Source organism: Bdellovibrio sp. HCB185ZH (assembly GCF_047302455.1).
Lineage (GTDB): Bacteria > Bdellovibrionota > Bdellovibrionia > Bdellovibrionales > Bdellovibrionaceae > Bdellovibrio.
In genome coordinates this window covers 175,703-202,196 of sequence record NZ_CP178624.1, presented here as the reverse complement: position 1 = coordinate 202,196, position 26,494 = coordinate 175,703, and the positions used below count along the sequence as shown (strand labels likewise).

30 protein-coding genes are annotated in these 26,494 nt (G+C 45.7%); 16 read left to right on the top strand and 14 right to left on the bottom strand.

Annotation, left to right across the window (positions count from 1 at the left end; translation table 11 throughout):
- Positions 1 to 163: 163 nt before the first annotated feature.
- Positions 164 to 1,441 carry a cytochrome P450 gene (locus ACLSU7_RS00960; RefSeq protein WP_413293649.1) on the top strand — a complete coding sequence of 426 codons (1,278 nt, stop codon included), beginning with the start codon at positions 164 to 166 and terminating at the stop codon, positions 1,439 to 1,441.
- On the opposite strand, the gene ACLSU7_RS00955 is transcribed toward ACLSU7_RS00960, so the two are convergent.
- On the bottom strand, positions 1,438 to 1,980 hold the full coding sequence (locus ACLSU7_RS00955) for a hemerythrin domain-containing protein (RefSeq protein WP_413293648.1): 543 nt from the start codon (positions 1,978 to 1,980) through the stop codon (positions 1,438 to 1,440). The two genes, ACLSU7_RS00960 and ACLSU7_RS00955, sit on opposite strands and share 4 nt — an antisense overlap.
- Positions 1,981 to 2,007: 27 nt before the next feature.
- Positions 2,008 to 2,205, bottom strand: coding sequence for a hypothetical protein (locus ACLSU7_RS00950; protein WP_413293647.1), 198 nt, complete (start codon positions 2,203 to 2,205; stop codon positions 2,008 to 2,010).
- A gap of 198 nt (positions 2,206 to 2,403) precedes the next feature.
- Between ACLSU7_RS00950 and ACLSU7_RS00945 the strand changes: the two genes are divergently transcribed.
- Entirely contained in the window at positions 2,404 to 2,619 is a 216-nt protein-coding gene (locus tag ACLSU7_RS00945; protein ID WP_413293646.1) for a hypothetical protein, read from the top strand.
- Between the two features lie 6 nt (positions 2,620 to 2,625).
- On the opposite strand, the gene ACLSU7_RS00940 is transcribed toward ACLSU7_RS00945, so the two are convergent.
- Positions 2,626 to 3,666, bottom strand: coding sequence for a DUF1214 domain-containing protein (locus ACLSU7_RS00940; protein ID WP_413293645.1), 1,041 nt, complete (start codon positions 3,664 to 3,666; stop codon positions 2,626 to 2,628).
- Positions 3,667 to 3,896: 230 nt separating this feature from the next.
- Here ACLSU7_RS00940 and gstA point away from each other — a divergent pair, with 230 nt between their 5' ends.
- On the top strand, positions 3,897 to 4,505 hold the full coding sequence (gene gstA / locus ACLSU7_RS00935; protein WP_413293644.1) for a glutathione transferase GstA: 609 nt from the start codon (positions 3,897 to 3,899) through the stop codon (positions 4,503 to 4,505).
- Positions 4,506 to 4,560: 55 nt separating this feature from the next.
- On the opposite strand, the gene ACLSU7_RS00930 is transcribed toward gstA, so the two are convergent.
- From ACLSU7_RS00930 to ACLSU7_RS00910, 5 genes are all read right to left on the bottom strand, one after another.
- Complete coding sequence (locus ACLSU7_RS00930) at positions 4,561 to 4,854, bottom strand: hypothetical protein (protein ID WP_413293643.1); 294 nt, start codon at positions 4,852 to 4,854, stop codon at positions 4,561 to 4,563.
- Between the two features lie 126 nt (positions 4,855 to 4,980).
- The gene (locus ACLSU7_RS00925; protein WP_413293642.1) at positions 4,981 to 5,580 is read right to left on the bottom strand and encodes a hypothetical protein; all 600 of its coding nucleotides are present in this window, start codon (positions 5,578 to 5,580) and stop codon (positions 4,981 to 4,983) included.
- A gap of 14 nt (positions 5,581 to 5,594) precedes the next feature.
- The gene (locus ACLSU7_RS00920) at positions 5,595 to 6,149 is read right to left on the bottom strand and encodes a hypothetical protein (RefSeq protein ID WP_413293641.1); all 555 of its coding nucleotides are present in this window, start codon (positions 6,147 to 6,149) and stop codon (positions 5,595 to 5,597) included.
- Between the two features lie 144 nt (positions 6,150 to 6,293).
- Positions 6,294 to 7,073 (bottom strand): S1 family peptidase, encoded by a 780-nt coding sequence (locus ACLSU7_RS00915; protein ID WP_413293640.1) that lies wholly within the window; start codon positions 7,071 to 7,073, stop codon positions 6,294 to 6,296.
- Between the two features lie 80 nt (positions 7,074 to 7,153).
- Entirely contained in the window at positions 7,154 to 7,504 is a 351-nt protein-coding gene (locus tag ACLSU7_RS00910) for a hypothetical protein (RefSeq protein WP_413293639.1), read from the bottom strand.
- A gap of 174 nt (positions 7,505 to 7,678) precedes the next feature.
- Here ACLSU7_RS00910 and ACLSU7_RS00905 point away from each other — a divergent pair, with 174 nt between their 5' ends.
- Positions 7,679 to 8,800, top strand: coding sequence for a hypothetical protein (locus tag ACLSU7_RS00905; RefSeq protein WP_413293638.1), 1,122 nt, complete (start codon positions 7,679 to 7,681; stop codon positions 8,798 to 8,800).
- 40 nt (positions 8,801 to 8,840) lie between these two features.
- Here the strand turns inward: ACLSU7_RS00905 and ACLSU7_RS00900 are convergent, their stop codons facing one another.
- Positions 8,841 to 9,800, bottom strand: coding sequence for a hydrogen peroxide-inducible genes activator (locus tag ACLSU7_RS00900; RefSeq protein WP_413293637.1), 960 nt, complete (start codon positions 9,798 to 9,800; stop codon positions 8,841 to 8,843).
- 179 nt (positions 9,801 to 9,979) lie between these two features.
- Between ACLSU7_RS00900 and ahpC the strand changes: the two genes are divergently transcribed.
- From ahpC to ACLSU7_RS00885, 3 genes are all read left to right on the top strand, one after another.
- The gene (gene ahpC, locus ACLSU7_RS00895; RefSeq protein ID WP_181604320.1) at positions 9,980 to 10,546 is read left to right on the top strand and encodes an alkyl hydroperoxide reductase subunit C; all 567 of its coding nucleotides are present in this window, start codon (positions 9,980 to 9,982) and stop codon (positions 10,544 to 10,546) included.
- Positions 10,547 to 10,732: 186 nt separating this feature from the next.
- Positions 10,733 to 12,304 carry an alkyl hydroperoxide reductase subunit F gene (gene ahpF / locus ACLSU7_RS00890; RefSeq protein WP_413293636.1) on the top strand — a complete coding sequence of 524 codons (1,572 nt, stop codon included), beginning with the start codon at positions 10,733 to 10,735 and terminating at the stop codon, positions 12,302 to 12,304.
- A gap of 100 nt (positions 12,305 to 12,404) precedes the next feature.
- Positions 12,405 to 13,121, top strand: coding sequence for a VC0807 family protein (locus ACLSU7_RS00885; protein ID WP_413293635.1), 717 nt, complete (start codon positions 12,405 to 12,407; stop codon positions 13,119 to 13,121).
- Positions 13,122 to 13,176: 55 nt separating this feature from the next.
- On the opposite strand, the gene ACLSU7_RS00880 is transcribed toward ACLSU7_RS00885, so the two are convergent.
- On the bottom strand, positions 13,177 to 13,908 hold the full coding sequence (locus ACLSU7_RS00880; RefSeq protein ID WP_413293634.1) for a hypothetical protein: 732 nt from the start codon (positions 13,906 to 13,908) through the stop codon (positions 13,177 to 13,179).
- 110 nt (positions 13,909 to 14,018) lie between these two features.
- Here ACLSU7_RS00880 and sohB point away from each other — a divergent pair, with 110 nt between their 5' ends.
- The 9 genes from sohB (at position 14,019) to ACLSU7_RS00835 (ending at position 22,517) form a co-directional block, all read left to right on the top strand.
- A complete protein-coding gene (sohB, locus tag ACLSU7_RS00875; protein WP_413293633.1) occupies positions 14,019 to 15,038 on the top strand; it encodes a protease SohB in 1,020 nt (339 codons plus the stop codon).
- Between the two features lie 15 nt (positions 15,039 to 15,053).
- Positions 15,054 to 16,025 (top strand): ABC transporter ATP-binding protein, encoded by a 972-nt coding sequence (locus ACLSU7_RS00870; RefSeq protein ID WP_413293632.1) that lies wholly within the window; start codon positions 15,054 to 15,056, stop codon positions 16,023 to 16,025.
- Between the two features lie 12 nt (positions 16,026 to 16,037).
- Positions 16,038 to 17,057: an ABC transporter ATP-binding protein gene (locus ACLSU7_RS00865; protein ID WP_413293631.1), complete on the top strand. Its 1,020-nt coding sequence runs from the start codon at positions 16,038 to 16,040 to the stop codon at positions 17,055 to 17,057.
- A 53-nt stretch (positions 17,058 to 17,110) separates the two neighbouring features.
- Entirely contained in the window at positions 17,111 to 18,799 is a 1,689-nt protein-coding gene (locus ACLSU7_RS00860) for a peptide ABC transporter substrate-binding protein (RefSeq protein WP_413293630.1), read from the top strand.
- Between the two features lie 23 nt (positions 18,800 to 18,822).
- Positions 18,823 to 19,794, top strand: a complete 972-nt coding sequence (locus tag ACLSU7_RS00855) for an ABC transporter permease (protein ID WP_413293629.1) — start codon at positions 18,823 to 18,825, stop codon at positions 19,792 to 19,794.
- A 28-nt stretch (positions 19,795 to 19,822) separates the two neighbouring features.
- On the top strand, positions 19,823 to 21,019 hold the full coding sequence (locus ACLSU7_RS00850; RefSeq protein WP_413293628.1) for an ABC transporter permease: 1,197 nt from the start codon (positions 19,823 to 19,825) through the stop codon (positions 21,017 to 21,019).
- A 414-nt stretch (positions 21,020 to 21,433) separates the two neighbouring features.
- Complete coding sequence (locus ACLSU7_RS00845; protein WP_413293627.1) at positions 21,434 to 21,910, top strand: hypothetical protein; 477 nt, start codon at positions 21,434 to 21,436, stop codon at positions 21,908 to 21,910.
- Between the two features lie 80 nt (positions 21,911 to 21,990).
- Positions 21,991 to 22,245, top strand: coding sequence for a twin-arginine translocase TatA/TatE family subunit (gene tatA / locus ACLSU7_RS00840; RefSeq protein ID WP_413293626.1), 255 nt, complete (start codon positions 21,991 to 21,993; stop codon positions 22,243 to 22,245).
- Positions 22,246 to 22,277: 32 nt separating this feature from the next.
- Complete coding sequence (locus tag ACLSU7_RS00835) at positions 22,278 to 22,517, top strand: twin-arginine translocase TatA/TatE family subunit (protein ID WP_413293625.1); 240 nt, start codon at positions 22,278 to 22,280, stop codon at positions 22,515 to 22,517.
- An 80-nt stretch (positions 22,518 to 22,597) separates the two neighbouring features.
- Here ACLSU7_RS00835 and ACLSU7_RS00830 read toward each other — a convergent pair whose 3' ends face one another.
- The 4 genes from ACLSU7_RS00830 to ACLSU7_RS00815 form a co-directional block, all read right to left on the bottom strand.
- On the bottom strand, positions 22,598 to 23,215 hold the full coding sequence (locus ACLSU7_RS00830) for a hypothetical protein (RefSeq protein WP_413293624.1): 618 nt from the start codon (positions 23,213 to 23,215) through the stop codon (positions 22,598 to 22,600).
- A gap of 185 nt (positions 23,216 to 23,400) precedes the next feature.
- Positions 23,401 to 23,529, bottom strand: coding sequence for a hypothetical protein (locus ACLSU7_RS00825; RefSeq protein WP_413293623.1), 129 nt, complete (start codon positions 23,527 to 23,529; stop codon positions 23,401 to 23,403).
- Positions 23,530 to 23,677: 148 nt separating this feature from the next.
- Positions 23,678 to 24,469, bottom strand: coding sequence for a glycerophosphodiester phosphodiesterase (locus ACLSU7_RS00820; RefSeq protein ID WP_413293622.1), 792 nt, complete (start codon positions 24,467 to 24,469; stop codon positions 23,678 to 23,680).
- Positions 24,466 to 26,442: a hypothetical protein gene (locus tag ACLSU7_RS00815; protein ID WP_413293621.1), complete on the bottom strand. Its 1,977-nt coding sequence runs from the start codon at positions 26,440 to 26,442 to the stop codon at positions 24,466 to 24,468. Before ACLSU7_RS00815 ends, ACLSU7_RS00820 begins: the two co-directional genes overlap by 4 nt.
- Positions 26,443 to 26,494 lie beyond the last annotated feature (52 nt).

Genomic DNA, 26,494 nt, shown 5'->3' with positions numbered 1-26,494 from the left:
TAGATGCTAAAATGCTCTGGCAAAACAGTTTTATTTTATAGACTTGGAAATCGAACCTTTTCAAAAAACAGGTTCCCAAAGCTGTGTTTCAACAGCCACCGCAGGAAGAAACTATAAATATTGCGATCCTTGGGCATCATCTTGGTCAGTGAAAGGAGTCTCCATGAAAGCACCACCTCGCCATACTAAATTTGACAGTACTGTTGAGTTCATGAAAAAGCCTTATCACTTTATTTCGACCGTATGTAAAGAGCACCAAAGTCAGGCCGTTACCGTGCGCCTGGCTCTGCGAAAAACGTATGTGATCACCGGGCCTAATGCCGTGAGATTTTTTTATAGCGGCGAAAATTTTAAACGCAAGAATGCAATGCCCCATCCACTGCGTGCAACACTGTTGGGCAAGGGCGGAGTCCAAGGACTGGATGGCGCAGAACATTTAAAACGTAAAGATCTTTTCATGTCCTTTACGAAGCCCCAAGAGATTCTTCGCCTATCACGAATTGTGGATGCGCAATTTGCAACGGGTCTTGCAAAATGGTCGACTCAAGATAATGTCCCTCTTTATCCCGAACTGGTTTGCTTACTTGCGGTCTCTGCCTGCTCGTGGTTGGGTATCCATCTCCAAACAGATGAAAAAGAAATCCGTGCGGAACAACTGCGATCGATGTATCAAGATGCCTCTGTCATTGGACTGCGGCATTTTAAATCCCGACAATCAAGACGTGAAACGGAACGTTGGATTGGTAATCTTATCCATGATATTCGCCGAGGAAAACTGAATGTATCTGACACCAGTCCCATTCATCGCATCGCCTTTTTCCGCGATGAGGATGGGGAGCTGCTCAGCGAAAAAATTGCCTCTGTCGAAGCCTTAAACCTGCTTCGACCGATCGTTGCTGTTTCCACTTTTATGATTTTTGCAATGCATGCACTTAGTTATTATCCGGAAATGGCCAAAGATGTTGCCCTTGATTTAAAGTTCCGTGACCACTTCATACAAGAAGTGCGTCGCTATTATCCTTTCTTTCCGGCAGTGGCGGCGATAACAAAATGTAATTTGGATTGGATGGGCGTGCATATCCCTGAAAATTCCCGCGTCCTGTTGGATATTTATGGCATTAACCATCACCCGGAGCTTTGGGACAATCCGAATGAGTTTAATCCCAATCGTTTTAACGGGAAAACCTGGGAAAATCTCCCTGACTTCATTCCTCAGGGTGGTGGTAATTGGCGAAGTGGGCACCGTTGTCCTGGTGAATTTATCACGATTCAATTGATGTCCGTGGCCTTGGATTATTTCACTCGACGCATGGATTTTAAATTGAATTTAGAAAATCCAAATCTGGCTTTTCCATTGATGCCGCCTCTGCCTATTAGCGAGGTGGTTCTGCGCGATGTAAAACCGCGCAGCCCTTCATCGATCCAGATTTACCCCGTTTAATGAATTTCAGCGTTGGGATCTGATTCATGCGGAGTTTCTTGACCGCCTTTTTCCAAGTATTGGGTTTTAAGCATCAGGAATTTCTCCCCCAGTTGCATGCGCTCTTGGGGATCGGAGTTTTTTCTAAAGTCAGGTAAAAGCTCTTCTTCCTCCTCTTCGATGTGGTGCTCGACCAACTCCGCAAGGACTTTGATCTTAGCGCTGATTTCATCAGGGTCTTCAGTACGCATGATTTCTTCACACAGTTGGTCTGCGAGTTGATGCTCCACATCCCCCTCGAAACCCTCCTCCCGAAGTTCCTCGTTGCCTTTCATATAGATGTAAAGACTCATCTCCTCGGGTTTGGCATGACAGATTAAAAGTGGCGCAAACTCAGCGAAGGCATCCTCACGAGCGTCCAGATCTTTATCTGTATCTTTCATTATTTGAATGAGCTGTTTTAGTGGCTTGTGGTCTTCCAAAATCATTTCCACAATGTCGTCTTGCTTAGAAAACTGTTTACCACTTTGCGATTGATTGTGTTGTTGGTGCTGTGCCATGAAATATCCCCCTTACTGAATATGGAACTATTTTTTTCCGTCTGATTTAACGCGATTGTGAGTCGTGGCTTGAGGGTGAGTGACAACCGTTTCCCTCACGTCGGCTCCCTGATTTTCCGTACGGAACTCCTCACCTTCGATCTGAGATTGTATGATTTTCTCTCTCAGAGCGGGGCCTCGTACAGTGGTGGGTCTTTGTCCGTTGCTTGAGTTTGAATTTTTCATAGATGTCTCCTTGGTCCACAGTATAACGCCGCTGTGGCCAGAGAGGTTTTCAAATTAGCTGTTTTTGATCACTCGCCTTAAGACTGTATTTACTTCGTGTAAGTGTTGCTTGAAACGGGACTTTTCTGAAAGAATGGACCAATGGAAGATTTTGAAACCGTCCAATCAATTCCTTCTCCTTTAGAAACAATGCGTGCCATGGGATTAGACTATAGCACCGGTGCTCTGATCGGTGGAGCGATATTCGGAATCATCGGTATTTGGTTGTTTCGTAAAGGGAAACGCGAATCACATATACCCAACGTGATCGTTGGTATCAGTCTGATGGTGTACCCTCTTTTTGTCACAAGCACGCTTTATACCTGGGTTGTCGGCGTGCTTTTGTGTGGGATCTCCTATTACTACTGGATCTAAACATTTCTAATCAAGCTGCGAAAGTTTCTTTGGTTGATGAAGGGGTTCTGCCTCTGGAAATTTCCATACGCCTTTAAGAATTGAATCCTGAGGGCGATACATTCGCACCATATAGTTCCAACCTTTCATTATCGGCAAACAGTTCACGACATCTTTTTGGCATTCACCAAATTGCACCGTAACGGTGCCATCATCGGCCTTTTTCGCAGTCAGATTGTTGATGGTGTATGCATTGCGACTATTCTTAACGAAAAATCCTGCGGCGTTGTAAACGCTGATGGACCAAAATGCATCGACAGGAACCTGACCCACTGTCAGTCGGTAAGCTGTTTTACCACTGTTGTCTTTGGGCTCAACGCCAATATACATCGACTCTTCTTTGGGATTTCCTCCCCAGCCAGCGGCAGCTCCCAGCAAGTGCGTAGTAGGATTCACTTCCACTTTATCTCCAAAAGCATCACGAAAATCCCCAGCCTTTGTCGCCGCCAATTGCTTTAAAAGACCTCGAACCTTTTTTAGAGAGGCGACATTATAATTAGGAATCACAAAAGATCCGGGCGCCGCCTGCTCGATCACGATTTTATCCTGCGCCTCGGTTGCAGCCTTCATATCTTGGAGGTCTTCAGGATTCGCTAGAGTTCGGATGAGCAATGCCATATAGCGAGTGCCGACTTTATCTTTGGTATAGGTGTACTTGGCGGGCGCGTGAACCATCTTAGAAATATAGTGATCTTGGCTAACGTCAGCCATGGACATATAACGGTTATCCAAATCCGGTAAACTTACGGTCACAGGACCAGCCTCTAGATCAAAAACTCCTGCCGAGTAGAGAGTGTCTCGGTTCGGGCGCACAACACTCTGCGCTTCAATCGGAGTCATTTTACGATGATGTTTCAGCTTTCCTAAACCCGCATCTTTGACCATGCCCTGCATATAAGTGTCAGTTTCAGCACGAACAAAATTATCTACAGTCACGTTTACAGCGGCGCCAGCATACGACGTGATCGCGGCCAAAGAAACAATCAAGCAACAATAAAGATGCTTCATTACTTTATCTCCTCAATTTGTGATTACATTTAATTCACAACTATCGACACGAATGAGCAAGATTCGGTTTACTGTGTCTGCAAAGAAGCACAGCATCAACACTACGAACCTCCAGGCTTTATAACGCCTCGACTGACGCTCGACAGAAATCCGTCTTTACGTTTGTATCAGTCACTGATACAGTTTGTTTGCTTTTCTAGATCGGTATTCACTAACAAAGGAACATTTCAATGAATCTTTTTTATTCTCCGGGTGCGTGTGCCCTTTCCTCTCAAATCGCTCTTCGCGAAGCGGGTTTGAATTTTGAACTCGTTAAAGTAGATCTTAAAGCAAAAGAATACTCTGGTGGCGACTATAAGAAAATCAATCCCAAAGGTTATATCCCCGCTTTGCAACTGCCTAACGGTCATTTGATGACTGAGGGTGCCGTGATCTTGCAATGGATCGCTGACCAAGTTCCCGAAAAAAACCTTCTTCCAAAATTTGGAACGATGGAACGCTATAAAGCAATGGAGTGGTTAAACTTTATCGCCACAGAAATCCATAAAGGCTTGGGTTCTTTATTCGGCGGCGCCGTCATGAATGAGGAAACGAAAGAACAAATCAAAGGCAAAGTGCAACTTCGCTTGGCAGTTCTGGATCAACACTTGCAACAAAATGCGTTTATCTTAGGGAACGAATTTTCCGTAGCTGATGCCTATGCTTACAATGTCCTTCGTTGGACAGGTTTGGTCGGTGTGGATATCGCGCAACACAAAGCTTTGCAAAATTTCATCGGCAAAATGTCAGAGCGTCCGACGGTGAAAGAAGCTGTTGCCGCAGAAGGCATTCGTCTATAATTTTTTAAAACAAAAAAGCCCGGGACAAAATCCTGGGCTTTTTTATTTGTTCCGATCAATGTCTTGGATTCTTTTCGGTATTGGTATTTTGCTGGCTCCAATCCTGTTTTTCATCCAAATCCATATCGTCTGGCATCAGTTCATCAGATTCGTCGGTGTTAAAGTCCTCGTTTTGCGAAGTCGCCTGTTTAATCTGACGAGCGTCTTGTTGAGGAGCTTCTTTTCCGGCAGGTTGTACAGTGCTTTTATCTGATCCCGCTTCGAGTTCATCATCTTGCTGCCAGCTTCTATTTTGCTGATTCTGATTCAAGTTCTGATTTTGACCGGTTTGTTGATTTTGGGTTGCCATAAAAACCTCCTGTGCTTTTAACAGCACGTGTGCGGTCATCATATACCCAAAAAAAATGAGGACTGTTGTTTCAGTCCTCATTCTCAGGCCCATTGGCCAATTCATTTCAGATTTAAAAGCTATGGACTAGTTTCCACGTCCGTCATTGCGATGTTGCTCACGTTGTTTCTTTAAAGACATCGTGAATGGACCGCCGCAGATGTTCTCTGTGCCATTGTCTCTTAGAACAATAGTGGCAGTTTTTTTACGGCGCGGAGATTGATTCACGACACGCTGTAAAGTATTGCTGCGCGCACCCTGCAACTCATAACCTTGCTCGTTCACTAAACGAGTTTGATTGATTGTGAAACTTGCTCCATTCACAGTGTAAGTACCATTTCCATACATCAAGCAGTTGCGCACACAGCGGTAATCAGCACTCACTTCCTGAGAATAAGTACCATCCTGATTTAAAATAAAGCCGATGCTTGTGCCCAAGATACGGTCTTGGGCGTACTCGTTATCACAACGGATGGAGGCGTTGTAAGTGCCAGGCTCAATCAAATTTTGTTCTTCGTAGCCACCGCCTTGATTCGGATACTGGCCTTGATCATAAGGACCAATCACAGTGGGCTGCGGATAGACCGCGTTATTTGGATTGCCACCGCCGCCACCGGAATTTCCAGTACAAGCAACCATGGCTACCGATACGATCATCAAAGAAAAAACAGACTTCATAGTATTCATAATCTTCTCCGCAGTTAGCGACGTTGAGAGCCGCCGTCTTTAGTCAAATATAATTCCATGGGGCCACCGCACATATTATTACTTCCCTTATCCATCAGCACGATCAAACCCGATTTTCGGGATGTCATCGGGCTGAACTTGCGGGAGTAAGTGTTGTTACGAACACCTTGTACGATCGCACGGTTATTCGAAACGATTTGGCGCTGGTTAAATGTCATACCTTCTGCCGTTGATAGGAACGTACCTTCACCGCGCATATAGCAGTCTTGCTTGCAGCGTCTGTCGAGGCTGATGATTTCCTGGATATAGCTGCCGTTACGTTTCAAGGTGAACTTCATAGCGACATCGGGAAGATTCAGTGTTGCTGTTTCATCCGCACAATTAACTGCCACACTATAGGTACCCGGCTCATCAGCCATTTGATACCCACCATACTGACCTCCCGATTGGTCAGCCGGAGTGACAACCTGATTTGCTGTATTGCCGCTATTATCGTCGGATTTAGAATCACAACCAACCACAGCTAAAGTCACAACCATCACCGAGAATAATGATTTGAATGTGTTCACGAGCTTGCTCCGATTATTAGTTAGAGAAACAACACGCGCAATTTATACCATACAATGTAAAAAGCCTCAGGCTTCCCCGAGGCTCTTTGCAATGCTTACCTGATTGTACAAACTTTGGACAGGGCCACCCTGCTCGAAAAGCTTTTAAAGCTCTTTAAGCGTTTTATGGATCCAAGTCAGCTGGGACTTTACATAAACCGAGCCCGCCGTGTAACCACAGGGATCCTTTTGGGTGCCTTCCACAAAGGAATTAACTCCCACAATTTGCATTTCACGTCCCACCTGAACAAACACAGGTCCGCCGGAATCACCACTGCACGTTCCGTTATGAGGTTGCGGCATAATTAAGATAGAGCCATTGCGAACGGTGACATCATCCAGATCCTTGGTGGTCATTCGCAGATATCCAGCATCATCACCATGGGAGCTTGTGATACCGTACCCCACTAAGGTCACAGTGTCGGAGGTGATCTCCTGAGAACCGTCATAGATTTTACTGACTTTATAATTAGAAGGAATGGCCTTTGAAATACGAACCAAACCCAAATCATATTGATCAGCATCTTCCTCATAGTCCTCATGGGATTTAAACGATTTGGCTTCAACGATGTCACTTTTTTTAATCGAATCAATGTCCAGAGCATAGACAACTCGGACACGCACTCCACCCTTTAGGCAGTGAGCGGCTGTCAAAATAGTCGTTTTATCAATAGGTGTTCCCGTGCACAAACTGACCTTACCATTTTCATATTTAGTTTCGAGCATCACAACGCGGGAAGCGACAGCATCACTCGAGTTAACCTTACGGCCCCCAACAATACCATTTTGACTTTGCTCTAAACTCACGGCACCCGTTTGGTTATTGGAACCGCTATCTGCACACGCACCCAGGAACAAGAAAGGAAGAACCATTAAATATTTCATGCGGCGAGGTATATCACGGAAATAAAAGAGCCTCGGAAATTCCAAGGCTCTTTGCAATGCTTATCTAAGTGTAAAAAGATTTACCAACCGATTTGCTGGCAATAGTTCGTTCTGATCATATAATTGAGAGCTGAGACCTGAGCTTTCAACCCCACATGATCCTTCTCGACGTAAACGAATGTTTTACGGTCAGCCGATTTGAACATCATGACATTCTCGTCCGAGTTTTGATAATCGTAATTGACTGTTTTAGTCACCAGAGTTTCGCCCTGACCAGTTATTTTTATGGTCATAGAGTCACGACAGTCTTGGATCAAAGTGACTGTGTCAGCACCTTGAAGATCACTTGAAGTGATCGGACAGCGATAAACTCCCGCCATCGATGTTGAAGTAGCAAGTAATACAGCGGCCGACAAAACCAAAGACTTCATACAAACTCCCTTTGATAGAAAACTATGAGTCTATGGTGCGTGAAGAAGTGACATCACGCCACCCCTTCTGCACCGTTACATTTATTTGATTACCGCAATGGATATGCAGACATTCGGTTGTCACCGCTTCACTTAATACCTATCCTTTTATTATTCACAACTAAGGATTAAGCTATGCGCATCTCAACTAGGCTTCTTTTACTTGCGACCTTTATGTGTGTTCCCGGATTCGCGGCTAGCGACGAAGTTTCGGTAACAACTAAGGGTCATGACAAACTTACCATTCCCGGTATTGCAGAAGTTGAGATTCCAGAGAAGTGTTTTAAAGATAAAACCAAAATCACTCTGAACAAGACCGCTTTGAAAGAGGCGATCGAAGACTTCAATGCGCATTACGAAGGAAAAGAACGAGTCCCTTACGAAGTTCGAATCAACACTGGCAAAACTTTGCCTGAATGCGCATTTAAATTAAAAATGACAGTTCCCGCTGAGTTTTCAAAGAAAACGAAAGATAAAAATGCAGAGCCAGCGCTATATGGCCAGGAGTTCACGCGCACGGAAACGGAAACTTACGATATTTTTCAAGTGGTGACCGCTGACTTTGATGCCAAAAAGGAAACTTTGTCTGGCGAGATCTCACCGAAACTTTTTACTAAAGAAAGAACCAAGGACGATACCTATGAAGCGGTCTTCGTGATTTCCCAGGATTTAAAATTCACGCCGCCACAGGAAGACATTCTGCCTTTGCCAAAATCAGAAATTACTAACGACGCTTTTATCATCGCGAATGCGCAGTTTGACCGCGAGGACTTTGCCGCAGCCAACCCATTGGATGAAAAGCGCATTGACCTGCCCGTCGCCTTTCATCGCATTAAAAGCGGCAAAGGGACTATCATTGCTCTAAGAATGTTTGATCCGATGGATACGACGACTGCCGATGATGAGACCTTTGAGAAAGTCACAATTTGGATGGAGCAATGGAAGCCCGGAACTTACACTTTCGGAAAAGACAAAATGACTGCATTCTATGCGAGAGGTGGGTCCGCTTGGCCAAAAGCTGAATGCGGCTATGTTCTTGATAATGGCACCTTGAGCATCACTGAAGGTAGAGATGGAAAAACCGAAATTACGATCTCAACTGAAGTGAAATGCAATAATCCACTCCAAAAAGGGAATTTCAGAATCTCCAAGACTTTCGCTGCAAAAAAAATCACGGCAAAAGAAATTACACCTTGGATCGGCAAAAAAGGTGAGCATATTTATGACGAAACCTACATCAGAAGAGGTGCGATGTAACCAAGGCTCCAAAGAAGGCGGCTTACTCAGCTGCCGCCGCTTAAGCGATAGGAAGAACATCCAAGTCTTTTGGTTTAATCTTACGCAGATCTTCCGGGATGGCTTTTAGAATCGCCTCGCCTAAAGCATCGACCAGTTCACTTTTATAGTGTTCACGACGGCAAACCAAACCGATTTCACGGGCTGGGATGGGGCGTTCAAATTGCACAACCTGACTGCGATCTCCCACCGTGTGAGTCGCAAGCTGTGGCAGCAACGTATAGCCACCATATAGATCGACCAGGTTTTTTAGCGTTTCTAAAGAACCACTTTCAAACTTGTATTTGCGTTCTGTTCCCTTTTTCTTTTTGATCGAACAAAGATCAAGAACTTGATTGCGCAGACAGTGGCCTTCTTCGAGCAACCAAATGTCATCCATCGATAAAGAATGATATTTAATCTTTTTCTGTTGCGCGTATTCGTGGTTCTTGTCGCACAAGACATAGAACGGCTCATAATACAGCGGATACTCGAACATCCCTGCAATCTGCGTTGGCGTTGCTAAAACCCCCACGTCAATTTCATCTTTATTCAAGGCTTCAATAATTTGATCCGTCTGTAATTCTTTGATGTTAAGTTCAAGGTCCGGCAAAATCTCTACACAAACTGGCAAAAGGCGCGGCAACAAGTACGGCGCGATCGTTGGAATGATCGCGACCGTCAGCGTTCCCTTGCGAGAACCTTTCGTACCTTCCAACAAAATGGATTCAATTTTGCGTGCCTCAAACAGAACCGTCTGCATTTGAGAAATAAGTTTCTTACCAGCATCTGTTAGCAAAATAGGTTTTTTGGAGCGGTCGAAAATCACCACTCCCAATTCGTCCTCTAGCTTTTGAATTTGCATACTCAATGTCGGCTGAGTCACGTAACAGGCCTCTGCGGCCTTCGCAAAGTGTCCATACTTATGGACAGCCATGACATACTCGAGCTGCGTCAAAGAAAAGTTCACCTTTAATTTCACCGTAAACCCCTTGTCTTATAAGGATTCTACGCCGATAGAGAAAATCTATCAAGGTATATTTATAATCTATTTTACTAATAGACTTGGATCTTCTAGTCTAATCACGTAGCCGACGATTTAAAACGGTTTTGACCTGTATTGGGTCCACTTATAAACACCGCTATTCTTAAGGAGAATACATGCAAACATTGATCAACACGCAAGTGCCTGACTTTAAAGTTCAAGCTTACCACCACAACGATTTCAAAACAGTTACGCAAAATGACCTTAAAGGTAAATGGTCTATTTTCTTCTTCTACCCAGCTGACTTTACATTCGTGTGCCCTACTGAGCTAGGTGACATGGCTGATAAATACGCTGAATTCCAAAAATTGGGCGTAGAAGTATACGGCGTATCTACAGACACTCATTTCACGCACAAAGCTTGGCATGATGCTTCTGATACAATCAAAAAAATCAAATACCCAATGTTGGCAGACCCTACATTCCAATTGACTCGCGCATTCGGCGTTCACATTGAAGAAGAAGGTTTGGCTTACCGTGGTACTTTCTTGGTGAACCCAGCTGGTAAAATCGTATTGGCTGAAGTTCAAGACAACGGTATCGGCCGTAACGCTGATGAGTTGTTCCGTAAAGTTCAAGCTGCTCAATACATCGCTGCAAATCCAGGCGAAGTTTGCCCAGCTAAATGGACTCCAGGCAAATCTACATTGAAACCTGGTTTGGACCTAGTAGGTAAAATCTAAGCTTGCTTATACTCCGACTCACGTCGGAGTAGCTCGAACGTTCTACTTCGACGTGAGTCGAAGTGTATAATTCGGTTGGTGCGGCGGCTCTCTCCCCGCACCAGCTCTCCATGTGACGATTTTAAAGGTTCTATTCAACTTTGGATGGCAGCTTTAAAGTCGTTTTTTATTAAGAGGAGGCTCTTTATGTTAGATCAATCACTCCGCGAACAACTTGTTTCAGTCTTTGGCAAACTTGAAAAGCCAGTTGAACTTATCATCGAGAACAGCACACACGAAGATCACAAAGACCTTCTTGAAATGTTGAATGATGTTGCTGAGACGTCTCCGAACATCACTGTTAAAGAATCTGGCACTACATCGCCAGTGCCAGCATTTCATATCGCTTATCAAGGCAAACCTACTGGTATCTCTTTTAAAGGTATTCCGGGTGGCCATGAATTCACTTCGTTGATCCTTGCGATCTTAAATACAGATGGCAAAGGTAAGTTACTGGATAGCTTGCTTGCTGACCGCGTGAAGCGTTTGAAAAAAGGCATCACCGTTCAGACATTCATGTCTTTGACATGTGAAAACTGTCCGGAAGTGGTTCAAGCACTTAATTTGATCACACTGGCCCATGGAAACATGAAGCACGAAGTGATCGACGGTGGTTACGTTCAAGACGAAATTCAAAAATTGGGCATCCAAGGCGTTCCAAGCTTGGCTGGTAACGGTAAAATGTTCCACTCGGGCCGTATCAGCGTTTTGGATTTGATCGAAAAATTAGAAAAAACTTACGGCATTGACGAGAACGCTTCGACGGAACCTTCTGAGCCAGTGAACAAAAACCTGGGTCACTTTGACGTCTTGGTTATTGGTGGCGGTCCTGCGGGCGCTTCAGCTGCGATCTATTCTATTCGTAAAGGTTTAAGCACAGCTTTAATCACTGAGAAAATCGGTGGTCAAGTTCAAGAAACTAAAGGGATCGAGAACTTGATTGGTGTGACTTACACCGAAGGTCCTCAGTTGGCAGCCCAGTTGAACCAACACGTGGCAAGTTACCCTGTTCGCGTTTTAGAAAACCGCCGCGTAAAAACAATCAAAACCGAAGGCAAAATCAAAACGGTCGAACTTGAAAGTGGCGAACACTTGGTTGCAGACTCCATCATCGTTACAACAGGTGCGAAATGGCGCGAGCTTGGTGTTGAAGGCGAAAAAGAATACATGGGCCGTGGAGTGGCGTACTGCCCTCACTGCGATGGTCCCTTCTATAAAGGTAAAAAAGTTGCGGTTATCGGCGGAGGAAACTCTGGCGTTGAAGCAGCGATTGACCTTGCCGGCATCGTTCGCGAAGTCGTTGTAATTGAATACAACAACGAGCTTAAAGCGGATCGAATCCTGGTTGATAAACTTAAATCATTGCCAAACGTTTCTGTGATAACGGGAGCAAAAACTGAAAAAGTTGTTGGTGATGGTCAAAAGGTTCATCAATTGGAATACACGGATCGCACTGCTGGAAAACTTGAAAAGTTAGATCTTGATGGTGTATTTGTGCAAATCGGCCTGGTTCCAAACAGCCAATTCCTAAAAGGCACGGTGGAACTTACTAAGTTCGGCGAAATCATCACGGATGAAAAATGCCGCACGAACGTTAAAGGTATCTATGCAGCTGGTGACGTGACGACGACGCCGTACAAACAAATCGTGATCGCAATGGGCGAAGGTGCGAAAGCTGCCTTGGCGGCATTCGAAGATCGCATGTACGATCACGCTTAGTGAACTTGTTCCTCAAAATTGGAATAGTTAGCAGTTCTCGGTCGGCTGACGCGGCATGCATCCTTGCATTTTGCCGCGAAGCCGACAAAAATATCCCACCATGACTGAAACCAATGCTCCTCAAGCAAAACCTGAAAATAGCTGGCTGAACTTAATCTTTAACATTTTGTTGCCAGTCATGATCCTGAACAAACTCACAAAGCATATTGGCCCGATGAATGCTTTGGTTTTGGCACTGGCGTTCCCGTTGATCTACGGGATCTACGATCTTCTAAAACGCAAAAAAGTAAATGCGTTCTCAGTCCTAGGTTTATTAAACGTGGGTTTGACTGGTGGACTGGCTGTCATTGGTATTCACGGATTCTGGTTTGCGGTCAAAGAAGCTGCCTTCCCGGCTCTGGTAGGCCTGTTCGTTTTGGGATCTGCGTTTACGAAAAAACCATTTATCGAAAGCCTGTTCCTAAATCCCGGCGTGATGAAAGTTGATTTGCTCGAAGAAAAATTAAAAGAGCACGGCAAACAAGCTGAATTCCACGATCACATGAGAAAAGCCACAATGTGGCTCTCCCTAAGTTTCGCATTCAGCGCCGTACTAAATTTTATTCTGGCGAGAAAGATCTTCCTAGATATCGACTCAACATTGGCCGCAGACGCACAATCCGTCATCCTAAACGAACAAATCGCAAAAATGACCACATGGTCCATGGCCATCATCATGGTCCCATCCATGATCTTCCTACTAGGCATCTTCTGGTACCTCATGAAAGGCGTAAAAGCCTACGCCGGCCTAAACACCGACGAATTGCTAAAATCCTAAAAAAGGAAACTGTTACCTCTAGATAAAAAAAGGCGCCTTGAAAGCGCCTTTTTTTTTAAAAATCTCCGGATTCGAAGTTTCCTGGTGGAGGTGGCGGAGGTGGGATGAACTCACTGCCGTTGCTGAAATCACCGAAGCCTGTTGGCATTGGTGGAGGTGGTGGCGGTGGTACGTCGCCGAAGTCCTCTGGGGACACGTTCGGCGCTGGTACGTAACCGTCGCTAAAGTCGTCAAATGTTGGTGGAGGTGGGAAAGAAGAGTTTCCTGGATTGAAACTGCCACTACTGCCCCCGCCGCCGCGTCCGGTGCCTGAGCTGCCCGCAGTCGAAGTTCCGAAGTTACGTTTCGCGAAATCAAAGCGTGGACGCTCTTGATCAAGACCCAATTCCTGCGCCAAAGTTGGCAAACCCTTCGCTTCCCGATCCAATGCCTGATTCTTTGCAGCTTGAGCAGAGAAAGCCTTACGAGTTTCTTCGTAAGCTTGCTGTTCAGATTTTTTTTGGTTTTCCCAAGCGCGGTACTCGGGACTGTTTTCATCCATGACCGGCTCGGCTGTGGGTTTATTTTTCTTATAGTCAGCCAAAGCGCGATCTTTTTCAGAGGCCCACTGCTCTTGCTCTTCCAAATAGGCGCGCTTTCCACCCTCACGGGCTTCGTCGAAACGGCCGAGCTTACTTTGATGCTCAGCAAAACCGCGCAGACGCTCCTCTTCCGCGTCCACAGCGTGAGCCAGAAACGAAGTAAAAGTGAGACCTAAAAAAAGCAGTAAACAGCGAGGAGGTTTCATTCTTGACCCAGTCTATCAGGAGGCTCCCTTTTTTTTGAGCAAACAAAAAAAGATGCTCGACCTTTGTCCAATAACTTAATAACGTAAGCCCTTGCATCAAGGAGCATCAAATGGACGCAATGCAGAGCATCGGAATCTTCGCCGCACAGACCTTTTTAATCCTCTTTGCTATTTTGGCGGTCATCATTGTCATCGCCGTCCTTGCAGCAAAAGCGGGCCATAAAACAGAAGTTGAAGTAGAACTTTTGCATAAGAAATACAAAGGCTTCCGCAATCTCCTTAAAGCGCACACAGTTTCCAAATCTGAGCGCAAGGAACTTAAGAAAAAACTTAAAGCAGAACGTAAAGCTCACGATGCAAAGCCTCAGGCTGTGGAGAAAAAAATCTTCGTGGTCGACTTTGAAGGCGACGTGAAAGCTTCCGCCGTTGAAAACCTGCGTGAAGAGATCACAGCGGTTCTAACCATCGCCACTCCCCAAGACGAAGTTGTCGTTCGCGTGGAAAGCCCGGGCGGCGTGGTTCACGGTTATGGCCTGGCGGCTTCCCAGCTTTTGCGTGTTCGTGAAAAAAACATCCCTTTGACTGTTTGCGTGGATAAAGTTGCTGCGAGCGGCGGTTACCTGATGTCAGTGACAGCTAACAAAATCCTATGCGCACCTTTTGCGATCGTGGGTTCTATCGGTGTTGTCGCTCAGGTTCCCAATCTTCACCGCGTTTTGAAAAAGCACGACGTTGATTTCAAAGAATACACTGCGGGCGAGTACAAACGCACGGTCAGTCTTTTGGGCGAGATCACTCCTAAAGGTGAAGAGAAGTTCAAACAACAACTTGAAGACACACACGTGTTGTTTAAAGGCTTTGTTGGCAAATTCCGTCCACAACTGAATTTAGAAGAAGTTGCCACAGGCGAATACTGGTATGGCGAGCAAGCTATCGGTAAAGGTCTCGTGGATGAAATTCGCACGAGCGATGATTACTTGATGACGTTGGCAGACCAACACCAGGTGATCAAAGTGAAGTTCGAACAAAAACAGTCTATCGGCGATAAACTGACAGGGATTTTAGGGAAAGCCATGAAAAAGGGCGCCCTTTCCATCGTCGAAGAACTAGAAACACGTCGTTTCCTTTAAAGAGGTACATAGATAGTGCAAGAAACTCCTGTTATCGAAGTCAAAAATCTTGAGACGACCTTCGTTACGAAGGCAGGTCCCTTCAAGGCCGTTAACAACATTTCTTATTCAATCAACAAAGGCCAAACCATGGGTATCGTCGGGGAATCTGGTTGCGGTAAATCCGTAACTTCTTATTCTCTGATGCGTTTGATTGAAAGACCGGGCACCGTGACTGGGGGTCAGGTTTTACTCAACGGTCGCGATCTTTTGAAAATCAATGAATCGCAAATGGAAGAAGTTCGTGGTGGCGAAATGGCCATGATCTTTCAAGAGCCGATGACAGCTTTGAATCCCGTTCTTACGATCGGTCGTCAAATGGACGAGCAGATCATGCGCCATAAAAAGTGCACGCAAAAAGAATCGAAAGAGCGCGCGATCGAAATGCTCCGCTTGGTTGGTATTCCGTCGCCAGCTGAACGTTACAACTCCTACCCGCACCAGCTTTCGGGCGGTATGAGACAGCGTGCGATGATTGCAATGGCTTTGTCTTGCGATCCTATGTTTCTGATCGCTGATGAACCAACAACAGCATTAGACGTAACAATCCAGGCGCAGATTTTGGAATTGATCCAGGGTCTTCAGCAAAAATTCAATATGACTGTGCAATTCATCACTCATGACCTGGGCGTGATCTCTGAGATTTCGGACCGCGTGATGGTGATGTACGGCGGTCAATTCTGCGAACAAGCTGACACTCAAGAGTTGTTCCTAAATCCACTTCACCCCTACACGGCGGCGTTGATTGCTTCCCGTCCAAAATTTGGTGAGCGTGTGGCAAGACTTAGAACCATTGAAGGTTCAGTTCCTGCTCCTCATGAATTACCTAAGGGCTGCCCGTTCACGAATCGCTGCCCGCGTGCTGTGAATGAGTGTGCCGTGCTAAAACCACCTGTTGTTGAATTTAAACCCGGCCACACAGTGGCTTGCTTTAACCCTGTAGCCTAAGGAGTGATGCAGATGAACGAAATCATTCTGGAAGCCAAAAATATCAAAAAGCACTTCCCGATCAAAAAAGGTTTTTTGATGCGCGAAGTGGCTTCGGTTAAAGCCGTCGACGATGTTTCTTTGATCGTACGTAAAGGTGAAACTTTGGGTCTGGTTGGGGAATCCGGCTGCGGTAAATCCACTTTAGGTCGTACCTTGATTCGTCTGTACGAACCGACTGGGGGATCGATCCATTTTGAAGGCCAAGATTTCCTAAAACTATCTGGTGAGCAGCTTCGTCAAAAACGTCGCGACATGCAGATGATCTTCCAAGATCCGTTTGCATCCTTGGATCCGCGCATGACTGTGGGCCAAGCGATCCGTCAACCGATGGACATCCATAACGTGGGAACCATGGAAGAGCGTGAAAAACGCGTTTTGGAATTAATCGAAGTTGTGGGTTTAAGAAAATCCACAGTGAATCGCTACCCGCATGAATTCTCTGGCGGTCAACGTCAGCGTATTTCGATTGCCCGTGCGATTGCTTTGAATCCTGAACTTATTATTTGTGACGAGCCAGTTTCTGCTTTGGATGTTTCCATTCAAGCTCAGATATTGAACTTGCTGGAAGACCTGCAACAGAAATTAGGCCTGACTTATATTTTCATCTCTCATGATCTTTCAGTGATCGAGCACATCTGTGATCGTATCGCTGTGATGTATTTAGGTAAGATTGTTGAAATCGCCGAACGCGATGAACTTTTTTCGAACCCACAACATCCCTACACTCAAGCGTTGATCGGTGCGATCCCACGCGTGGGTCACGGCAAAAAGATGATGAAAAAGTCACTGGGTGGCGAAGTGCCAAGCCCCATCAATCCACCATCAGGCTGCTCTTTCCATACACGCTGTCCTTATGTCATGGACGTTTGTAAGGAAAAGATCCCGGTTCTTGAAGGCGCTGGCACTCACCAAAAAGCGTGCTGGTTGGAAAAAGCTCCGCAGATGGGCGACACTTCGGCGACACCGAAGCAAATCACTACTCCGGCTTAGCCCGAGTATAGGAAGCGTACGAATTTTTTTTAGGTATCAACAAGGAGAAACGAATGTTGAATAGACTTGCAAAAGGATTGTTGCTGGGAGCCGCTCTTGGAATGAGCGCACAGGCTGTGGCAGCTCCTTCTAATGCCGAACTTAAAATCGGTATTTCTCAAGAATTTGAAACGATGAATCCAATCATCATGTCCATGTCAGCTTCAGCTTACATGTACCGTATGGTGGGTCGTTCATTGGTGAACCTGACTCCGGACGGAAAATGGGTTCCGCAATTGGCGAAAGAGATTCCTTCAATTGAAAAAGGCACTGCTAAAATCATCGACGATGGCGGCAAAAAGAAAATCGTAGCTAACTGGGAAATCATTGACGGCGCTAAATGGGGCGACGGCAAGCCAGTGATCTGTGCTGACTTTATCGCTTCTCAGAAAATTGCCACTTCTCCTAACGTTGCAGTTGGCGAAAAAGAGCAATGGACTCAAGTTGAAAAAATCGACGTTGATCCAAAAAATCCTAAAAAATGTACTTTCAAATATGACAAAGCCATCTGGAGCTTCTTCCAATTGGCTCAGTTCTTCCCAGTGCCTGCGCACTTGGAACTTCCGGTATTTGAAAAACATGGCAAAGCCAAGGAAGGATACGAAAAGAACTCTAACTATGTTCGTAATCCAACCAATCCAGGTCTTTACAGCGGTCCTTATGTGATCACTGAAGTGAAATTGGGTTCCCACGTGGCGTTTGCGCCGAATCCACATTTCTATGGTAAAAAACCAAACATCCAAAAAGTCATCGTAAAATTGATTCCTAATACGGGAACAATGGAAGCGAACCTTCGTTCAGGAACTATCGATATGGTTTCTGTTCTTGGTTTGGATTTTGACCAAGCCTTGGCTTTCGAGAAAAAAGCTAAAGCAGAAGGACTTCCATTCGATGTTCAGTTCGTTCCTTCTGTGACTTACGAACATATCGACTTAAACCTGGACAACCCGATCTTGAAAGATGTGAAAGTTCGTAAAGCACTTTTGTACTCGATCAACCGTGATGACCTGGTAAAAGCTTTGTTCGAAGGCCGTCAGGAAGTCGCTGTTCACAATATTTCCCCTAAAGATCCTTGGTTCACAAAAGATCCAAAAGTGATCACGACGTACGGTTACTCTAAACGTACGGGTGGAAAATTATTGGATGAAGCTGGTTGGAAAATGGGAGCTGATGGTTTCCGCGCGAAAGATGGCAAACGCCTTTCTTTGACGTTCCAAACAACTGCGGGTAACAAAACTCGTGAGTTGGTACAGGTGTACCTGCAAAACCAATGGAAACAAAACGGTATTGAAGTTCTGGTCAAGAATGAACCAGCACGCGTTTTCTTTGGCGATACGATGTCAAAACGTAAATTCGGCGGCTTGGCATTGTTTGCTTGGGTTTCCTCTCCGGAAAACTCCCCTCGCTCGACTGTTTCTTCTAAAGCAATCCCTTCCAATAAAAATGGTTGGTCAGGTCAAAACTATATGGGCTGGGCCAATGCGCAGGTCGATAAAGATCTTGATGCTTTGGATCTGGAATTTGACGCGAAAAAACGCACGGCTTTGGTTCACGATATTTTGAAACAATACACTGAAGAAGTACCAGTTCTTCCGTTGTACTACCGCTCTGACATCTCTGTAGTTCCTAAGTCTTTGAAAAACTACAAAATGTCAGGTCACCAGTTCTACGAAACCAACTATATCGAAGACTGGTCTTTGTAATCCGTATTTAAGAGAGGCTACCCATGACTACATTTATCACCCGTCGCATCTTGCAAACTCTCGCAGTGATAGCTGTGCTATCCTACGTGGTTTTTGTTCTGATGAGTTTAATGCCCGGAGATCCGGTAGACATGATGGTGGCCTCAAACCCCAAAATCACAGCTGAAGACGTGGCCCGCCTAAAAACTTTGTATGGATTAGATCAACCAATCTACAAACGTTATGGCAACTGGATGGCGTCGTTAGCGACTGGTGATCTTGGTTACAGCCGTACTTACCGTGTGCCCGTTCAGGAATTGATGGGCCCACGTCTTTGGAACACGTTTATTCTTTCTGCAGCATCATTGATTTTGTCCATCATGATTGCGGTTCCATTGGGAGTGGTTTCTGCTTTGAAACCGAACTCGAAAACTGACTATTTCATGAATCTGTTTTCTTTTGCGGGTATCTCGATACCCTCGTTTTGGCTGGCGATCGTTTTGATTATCGTCTTTGCCGTGAAGTTCCCACTTTTCCCTGCGGGCGGCACGCAAACCATCGGTGCTGAGAACATGGGCTTCTGGGCTGATCTGATGGATCGTTCAAAGTACTTGGTACTTCCCGTGCTTTCATTGTCGATCCAACAAATCGGTCGTTTCTCGCGCTTCACCCGTTCAGCGATGGCCGAAGCTATGCGCAATGATTTCATTCGTACCGCAAAAGCTAAAGGTCTAAACTATCACACCGTGGTTTGGAAGCATGCCTTCCGCAATGCTTTGATTCCTTTGATCACGATCTTGGCGTTGAGCATTTCCACTTTGTTCTCGGGTGCGCTTTTGACTGAGACGGTTTTTGCTTATCAAGGTGTGGGTAAATTGGTTTACGACTCCATCATCGGGAATGACTATAACGTTGCGATGATTTCCTTTGTGATCTCCGTAAGTATGGTTTTATTAATGAACTTAGTGGCCGACATCCTTTACGGATTCGCTGATCCACGTATCGCTTACAAGTAGGTCGAAGATGTCAGGAAGTGAATTAACAATGAATACTGTAGATATGGCGACCACACTTACAGACAAGGACCGCGCGGATCTCGAAAAAGCGATGCCGATGTGGAAGATGATCCTTTCCCAGTTCCTCGACCATAAATTGGCCGTGGTGGGAGCCTTCATCATTTCTTTGTTCCTATTGATTGCGATCTTTGCAAACGTTATTGAAAACGTAACCGGCCTTGATCCCGATGCACAAAATGTAGCAAACCGCTATATGGCTCCGTTCACAACAACGGAAGCTGGAGCCGATGTGCGCGAAACTGAAATTGAAAAGTTCATCACAGCAAACCCTGCTGAAGCGGATCGTATTCAAAAAGTATTGGTCGAAAAAGGTTTGGTCACCGTTCCTGAAGCGGATGCGATCTATGAAGTGGGCGCCAAGGAAGTTCCTGAAGCGATTAAAATCTTTAAGTCTTTAGATATCCCTGAAACAAAAGGTCTGTTGAAAGCTTTCGACGGTTTTAAGACTTTCCATTTCTTCGGAACAGACGAACTGGGCCGCGACGTTTTCATTCGCTTGGTTTACGGTACTCGCGTTTCCATGGGCGTAGGCGTTCTGGTTGCCATCGCATCAGCCTTGGTCGGTCTTTTGATCGGCAGTATCGCCGGTTACTATGGTGGTTGGATTGATACTGCCTTGATGCGCGTAACGGATGCTTTGTTAAGTCTTCCCACGATCCCCGTCTTGATCGTGATGGCCGCAATCGATTTCACAAAGCTTCCAGTTTTGAATGCCATCGTCAGCACCCAAAACGAATCCATCTTTAAGATGATCATCATTCTGTGCCTATTCTCATGGATGACAGTAGCCCGCTTGGTGCGCGGAAGTATTTTGTCCCTGCGCGAACGCGAATTCATCTTGGCAGCGAGAACGTTGGGCGCGAAAGACTCCACAATCATCATCCGCCACATGTTCCCGAACGTAATTGCACCGATGTTGGTATCGATCACGTTAGGCGTAGGCGAATCCATCCTATTCGAAGCAGCCCTATCTTTCTTAGGCCTAGGCATCATGCCCCCAACACCAAGCTGGGGTAACATGCTAAACAACGCCCAAGAATTAATCTACCAAGCACCATTCCTAGCAATCCTGCCTGGTATCTTGATCCTCCTAACAACAATCAGCTTCAACTACCTAGGCGACGGCCTCCAAGACGCCATCGACCCAAAATCAGTTCGCCGCTAATTCCAAATCTAAAATGCAAAATCAAAAAGCCACTCCCAAAGAGTGGCTTTTTTTATTCTCCGCAAATGCAGCTGGACGAGGTTTTCAGAGCGAGGGAGGGGCCCTGCAATGCAGTGACCTCCGTCGGCGCAGGATAAAAATAGCAGGATGCTATTTTTAAGCGTCAGCCCGAAGGGCAAAGGGCAGGAGCCCTTTGCATCCGCGAACCGCCAAAGGCGGCGACGGTGAAGCACGACGCTGTGTCACGGAATTGCAGGCTCCGGCCCTCGCCCTTCAAACCGCCGCGCCAACTGCCAATTTGCTGTACACTCAGTGAAAAATCCACCCACTCCCCCCTCTGTCCTGCAATCTGATAGAGCATATCCAGGCATGGAACTTGGAATAGCAACTCCTAGATTTTCCATGGGAGTCTTTATGAAAACTGTCTTGTCTTTTGTTTTCACAATTCTTTTTGCCAATAATACTTTTGCGGCAGCGAACTCAACACCCGCCTCTGGTGAGGTCATGTGCCGTGCAAAAGCGAAGGAAATCGCTGCTTCCACTTATTCTGGTTGCATGGATGAGTACAATACAGCGCAGGTGAAATCGATCCGCGAGGCCTATCAAAAAGACCTGGCAGCCGTAAAAGCCAAATACGATAAGAAGCTTAAGGCTCTTAAAAAAGGCTCATCAAATGTGAATGCGAATAACACTGCTAATGCGGCGAAACCAGCCAAGAGTGTAGCCAAGGAGCTTCCCGCTAAGGCCGTGAACCAATCTGAGACTGCTCCAGTGAACATGAATAGCTCTGACGAGAATGCCGTCGTAGCTAATCAGTCCTCAGACGCGGCGCTAGAAAATGAGGTCGCTCTTCCCGACCAAAACGATTTAAATGAGACTACAGCCCAATAATCCCTAGTCTTGGATTGATTTTCCTCCCTGAGCGGTCTAAAACGTGTAGACTGATTAAAACCTCTGGGAGGAGCCTTTCAATGGGTGAGTTTAGCCTTACACATCTTCTTTTACTTGGCCTGATCTTTTTGATCTTTTTTGGACCAAGCCGTCTACCACAACTAGGTCAATCTATGGGTAAAGCTATCCGTGGGTTCAAACAAGGTTTGAACGAAATTGACGTTGATGCAAAAGACATCAAAGACAACGTCAACAACCAACAGGTTTCTCATCAACAACAACAAAGCCAACAAGTTAACCAAACTCAAAGCCAGAAAGATCCGCACAACTCTTAGTTGTGTGATTCTTTGGAATCGGGAGATTTAAAATGGGTTCATTAAGCCTTACACATCTTCTTCTCATCGCACTAGTTTTCTTGGTCTTCTTTGGTCCAAGCAAACTACCTCAATTGGGTTCTTCTTTGGGTCAAGCCATCCGTGGCTTCAAAAAAGGCTTGAACGAAATTGATGCTGACGAAAAAGTGGCGCCACAACAAGTGTCCCACCAACAAAATCACGGTCAGCAAATGAATCAAACGCAAACAAACAAAGAGCCACACAACTCTTAATTGTTTTCGAAATTTTTGAATAAAAAAAAGCCTTCCTGGAAAACCCGGAAGGCTTTTTTGTTTTTGAGATGAGTGAGGTACTACAACTGAATTTTCAAAGCGTCTGGCAAAGTAAGGATCTGTTCAGTTGTTTGGTTAGATCCTTGGTCAGATACACTCACGGACACATTTGCAGCTTCATTCCTTGGAACAATCATCACTTTATTGAAAGAAAGTTCAACACCGAAACCAAAAAAGAGCGACTGAATATCCACAATGAAAATGCCGGGTTTACCCGTGTGAAAAAATGCACGAGCTCCTAAATTTGCGAGAGCTCCAACTCCGATCGTGCCGCCACGATAAGTTCCCAAAACCGATTCAAGAGATTTCCCATTTAAACCATGCAAAGCCAACGCTGAGCCTGAGTGAATGCGAAGTAGGAGTCCATTCGTTTTCATACGAATTAATACCGGTACAGTGACCTCACGGCTGTTCATTTGATCATCATGCGAAACCAATCTGATCTCGGCAGGAGCTTCATCATAGACACTGTTACCTAGGGCGATTCCATTACCACCAACCTCGCACGAATCACAATCAGGACGGACTAAAACAATTTCCGCCGAAGTGAGAGAGGCTGTTTCCGGGTTAAAAGCATGAGCCGAAACGGACATTAAACCAATCATCGCGCTAACAAGAAATTTTGAATACGTTTTCATAAAGATATCTCCTTTAAATTTATTTTTCTTTGACATTAACTTTCACAACCGACCTTGCTCAGTCTGTGCCAAATGCGAGATATCTTAAAATTGGAAATGGACGAAAAAACTATGTCGACGAAATCAGCATAAGACAGGAATTGTTAACCCCGCTCTCATTATACTTTTGCATTTTGAGAGCACCCTTACGCAACGAACGTATCACTGATGATCGCTTGCGTACGACCAACAAAAAGTTCACGGGAGCGCGACACTGTTAGGATTTTTGCTAACACAATTTCAAGATTCACTGCCGCTCCGGTTGCTGATTGCATCAAACAGAACGTAACAGATCACCTCCGCTTCGGTAACTGGATGCGTCGATTCAAAATTTTCCGACGAGAAGTGAATTCAATTAATAAGCGAACTCCGCTTGAGCAGCTGCGTGCGTTGGTCCGCCGATGTTAATCGGAAAAATCGGACTTAAACTTTCGGTACGAGAGTGTCGCTGATGATAGATTGCGCGCCGTTTGCTAACAGTTCATCTGCACGGGATTGTTCATTCACCGTCCAAAAACTGACTGGGATTCCCCGCTTCACGTATTTGCGCAGGTCTTCGGTGCTTACGAAGCGATGATCTAAGTGCAGGATGTTTGCGTGAATATAGGGAGCTAAGACCAACAATTTCAAATACCAACGATTGGTGGGATCTTTTTCCTTCGTCGCCAACAAGGCCCGCGGTACTTTGGGTAAAAGCCTGTGCAATTCACGAATAGCCAAGGGATTAAAGCTTGAAAACAAAATGCGCGAAGCGGATTCCGTTTCGTGTATCACTCGAACGACTTTCGCCTCCAGGCTGCGATCGGTGGACTTGTTGGTCTTGAGTTCAATATTCAAAAACGGCGGCACATCTTTACTTAATAAAACTTCACGCAACGTAGGAATGTTTGCGATACGTTCCAGTTCCGCAGCCGTGACATCTTCCACCCGTCGGGCGTCACCGATGATGCGCTTTAAATCATCATCATGAAAGACCACCACATGGCCGTCCTTCGACAGACGGACATCCATCTCAACCATCTGCAGACCGCGCTCTTTCGCTGCTTTAAAGGACGCTAAAGAGTTTTCCTGAGCTCCACCCTTCCAGTATCCACGATGTCCTTGATATGACGGAGGCTTCAAGCCCCCTTCAGGCCAGGGGTCTGCTTTCCAAAAGAAATGCTTATAGAGCAAAACCGCGATCACCAGAATAAGAAGGATTAGTAAAAGAATCATTTGCGCGTGTTCGCGTGAGCATCAAGCTCAAAAGTCGGCAAATCACGACTGCCGCCAATTTTTAAAACTTGCAGGGATTTTCCAGCGCGGGAATTCACGCGTCCCGAAAGCATGCCGAATTGATCCCAGGCCCCTGAGGTCTCAAGCTCTTTGTCTTTATCGACTTTGGCCTTTACGTTTTTCCACTGCACGCTTTGATCATTTTTCCAGTGAACTTCACCATTCAAATCACGCAGGGAAAGTTTTTGGCTCACCCACCAATCAGGACTCGTCACTTTGCCAAACACCTCGACACCGACGGAATCGTCTTCGACAACCATGCTTTGCGCTTGAGCTAAAATCACGACGTCTTTTTGCTTCAGATCAAACTTGGCTTTGGATTTTACAAAAGTCATGCCTTCGACATCCAAATTATCTAGCTGTGCCGAACCATGAACCGAAGAGACTTTGCCTTCGGTCATGCGGGCTTCGGCATTCAACGTCAACGTGCCGATCTCTCCCCCATCCGTCATCAATGCTTGTACTGCGGGAGCCAACGTCACTTCGTCGATGTTGGCATTGAAGCTCACATCTTTAAAATCACGATCTGCTTTCACTTTCACATTGCCGATAAATTTCCCACCACGAGGTTCCGCGCGGGTGACAGCGATATTCCAGGTGTCGCCCTTCAGAGACATTTCTCCCGCCAGGCGATCGACGATTTGAATTTCCCGTTCGCTTTTATTGGAGAAAATAAACTGCAAACCGTGATGCTCTCCCACTAAACGGATATCCCGTTCCGACACGAACTCCGCCTGTCCGGTGAAAGATCCCAAATCACCAAAGATGCGCGCCTTCTGCGGGCGATTGATAAAAGCCATCAACTTATCGATGCGCATATTTTGAATATCCACCAACAGAGGTTTGTAACGAAGCGGGTCCACTGACGTGAACGACGCCTGATCAATACTCATCTCGCCCAGGTCACCTTCGATACGGAAGTCTTTTACTTCCAAAGGAGCTGATTTTAATTTCTCAGCCTCACCGGTCATGCGAGCTTTCGCGGAAACCCAAACCTGCTTGCCGTTCAAGTCTGTAGAAACCAGATCGTACTTTTGCAAAACCTGCAGCACCTGACTTAAAGGAATATGCTTCATATCGGTTTCAACATTTAGTAAATGATCCGCCAAAGAGTAATGGGCAATCACAGAGTAATGCCCTTCGCGCCAGTTTCCGAAAAAGTGGGCTTGCAAAGATTGTTCTGGAACTTCTTTGTATTCCAAAAACAAGTTCGCATGGGACAGGTAATCCCCCACCGTTTCATCACGCAGGAAATTTGTTTTCGCATGAACTTCCACCACACGCGGTTCAAAGGACTTCACTGATGCTTTGAAACTTAAAAGCTCCGAAGGATACTGCGGATACTGAGCCGAGATGATTTTAAAACTTTGAATATTTAAACCGCGGATGTCATTGCGGTACTTGTCGGCTTGCTCGGAGGGACTTAATGTCACCAGCGGTGTTTGTTCTTTTTCCCCGTCAGCCGCAGCTTGCTTTAATTCCTGCTTTTCTTTTTCACAGGCATCAATCGTTCCCCGCAATGTCAGCTGAATGTTGTCAGCATCAATGGTTTTGATCGGCGACTCTTTGGTGATAAGTCCCCACACGGACACCGGCAGGCGCATTTCATCAATCTCAAGAACTGGAGACATCCAGCACGCCAGATCTGATTCCATACGCACTTGCTTAATCACGATCGCGAATCGCGGTAAAATTCCGTCTGCAAGACTGAGCTCTGCTGAATCAAATGAGACTTTAATGTCTTTGTGAATGTGGCTGGCGGCCTTTTCCAATTGCGCTTTAATTCGCGCAGGAGAAAGAACTGATTTTGTCGTATAGCCAATAAGAAAAGCCAGGATCAAACCCGTTAAAAGGATTTTCATACCTGGCTGTTCAGAGATCAAATATTTATCAGAGCGGTGTCGGCGATCCATGACCTATCTTGAATCGAAAGATCAAACTCGCCAAGCAAAAAAGGCCTCGGCC

Excerpts from the sequence above, each read along its gene's own strand:
- ACLSU7_RS00960 (WP_413293649.1), top strand. The coding sequence starts at position 164 with ATGAAAGCACCACCTCGCCATACTAAATTTGACAGTACTGTTGAGTTC.
- ACLSU7_RS00955 (WP_413293648.1), bottom strand. The coding sequence starts at position 1,980 with ATGGCACAGCACCAACAACACAATCAATCGCAAAGTGGTAAACAGTTT.
- ACLSU7_RS00950 (WP_413293647.1), bottom strand. The coding sequence starts at position 2,205 with ATGAAAAATTCAAACTCAAGCAACGGACAAAGACCCACCACTGTACGA.
- ACLSU7_RS00945 (WP_413293646.1), top strand. The coding sequence starts at position 2,404 with ATGGGATTAGACTATAGCACCGGTGCTCTGATCGGTGGAGCGATATTC.
- ACLSU7_RS00940 (WP_413293645.1), bottom strand. The coding sequence starts at position 3,666 with ATGAAGCATCTTTATTGTTGCTTGATTGTTTCTTTGGCCGCGATCACG.
- gstA (WP_413293644.1), top strand. The coding sequence starts at position 3,897 with ATGAATCTTTTTTATTCTCCGGGTGCGTGTGCCCTTTCCTCTCAAATC.
- ACLSU7_RS00930 (WP_413293643.1), bottom strand. The coding sequence starts at position 4,854 with ATGGCAACCCAAAATCAACAAACCGGTCAAAATCAGAACTTGAATCAG.
- ACLSU7_RS00925 (WP_413293642.1), bottom strand. The coding sequence starts at position 5,580 with ATGAATACTATGAAGTCTGTTTTTTCTTTGATGATCGTATCGGTAGCC.
- ACLSU7_RS00915 (WP_413293640.1), bottom strand. The coding sequence starts at position 7,073 with ATGAAATATTTAATGGTTCTTCCTTTCTTGTTCCTGGGTGCGTGTGCA.
- ACLSU7_RS00910 (WP_413293639.1), bottom strand. The coding sequence starts at position 7,504 with ATGAAGTCTTTGGTTTTGTCGGCCGCTGTATTACTTGCTACTTCAACA.
- ACLSU7_RS00905 (WP_413293638.1), top strand. The coding sequence starts at position 7,679 with ATGCGCATCTCAACTAGGCTTCTTTTACTTGCGACCTTTATGTGTGTT.
- ahpC (WP_181604320.1), top strand. The coding sequence starts at position 9,980 with ATGCAAACATTGATCAACACGCAAGTGCCTGACTTTAAAGTTCAAGCT.
- ahpF (WP_413293636.1), top strand. The coding sequence starts at position 10,733 with ATGTTAGATCAATCACTCCGCGAACAACTTGTTTCAGTCTTTGGCAAA.
- ACLSU7_RS00885 (WP_413293635.1), top strand. The coding sequence starts at position 12,405 with ATGACTGAAACCAATGCTCCTCAAGCAAAACCTGAAAATAGCTGGCTG.
- ACLSU7_RS00880 (WP_413293634.1), bottom strand. The coding sequence starts at position 13,908 with ATGAAACCTCCTCGCTGTTTACTGCTTTTTTTAGGTCTCACTTTTACT.
- sohB (WP_413293633.1), top strand. The coding sequence starts at position 14,019 with ATGGACGCAATGCAGAGCATCGGAATCTTCGCCGCACAGACCTTTTTA.
- ACLSU7_RS00865 (WP_413293631.1), top strand. The coding sequence starts at position 16,038 with ATGAACGAAATCATTCTGGAAGCCAAAAATATCAAAAAGCACTTCCCG.
- ACLSU7_RS00860 (WP_413293630.1), top strand. The coding sequence starts at position 17,111 with ATGTTGAATAGACTTGCAAAAGGATTGTTGCTGGGAGCCGCTCTTGGA.
- ACLSU7_RS00855 (WP_413293629.1), top strand. The coding sequence starts at position 18,823 with ATGACTACATTTATCACCCGTCGCATCTTGCAAACTCTCGCAGTGATA.
- ACLSU7_RS00850 (WP_413293628.1), top strand. The coding sequence starts at position 19,823 with ATGAATACTGTAGATATGGCGACCACACTTACAGACAAGGACCGCGCG.
- ACLSU7_RS00845 (WP_413293627.1), top strand. The coding sequence starts at position 21,434 with ATGAAAACTGTCTTGTCTTTTGTTTTCACAATTCTTTTTGCCAATAAT.
- tatA (WP_413293626.1), top strand. The coding sequence starts at position 21,991 with ATGGGTGAGTTTAGCCTTACACATCTTCTTTTACTTGGCCTGATCTTT.
- ACLSU7_RS00835 (WP_413293625.1), top strand. The coding sequence starts at position 22,278 with ATGGGTTCATTAAGCCTTACACATCTTCTTCTCATCGCACTAGTTTTC.
- ACLSU7_RS00830 (WP_413293624.1), bottom strand. The coding sequence starts at position 23,215 with ATGAAAACGTATTCAAAATTTCTTGTTAGCGCGATGATTGGTTTAATG.
- ACLSU7_RS00825 (WP_413293623.1), bottom strand. The coding sequence starts at position 23,529 with ATGCAATCAGCAACCGGAGCGGCAGTGAATCTTGAAATTGTGTTAGCA.
- ACLSU7_RS00820 (WP_413293622.1), bottom strand. The coding sequence starts at position 24,469 with ATGATTCTTTTACTAATCCTTCTTATTCTGGTGATCGCGGTTTTGCTC.
- ACLSU7_RS00815 (WP_413293621.1), bottom strand. The coding sequence starts at position 26,442 with ATGGATCGCCGACACCGCTCTGATAAATATTTGATCTCTGAACAGCCA.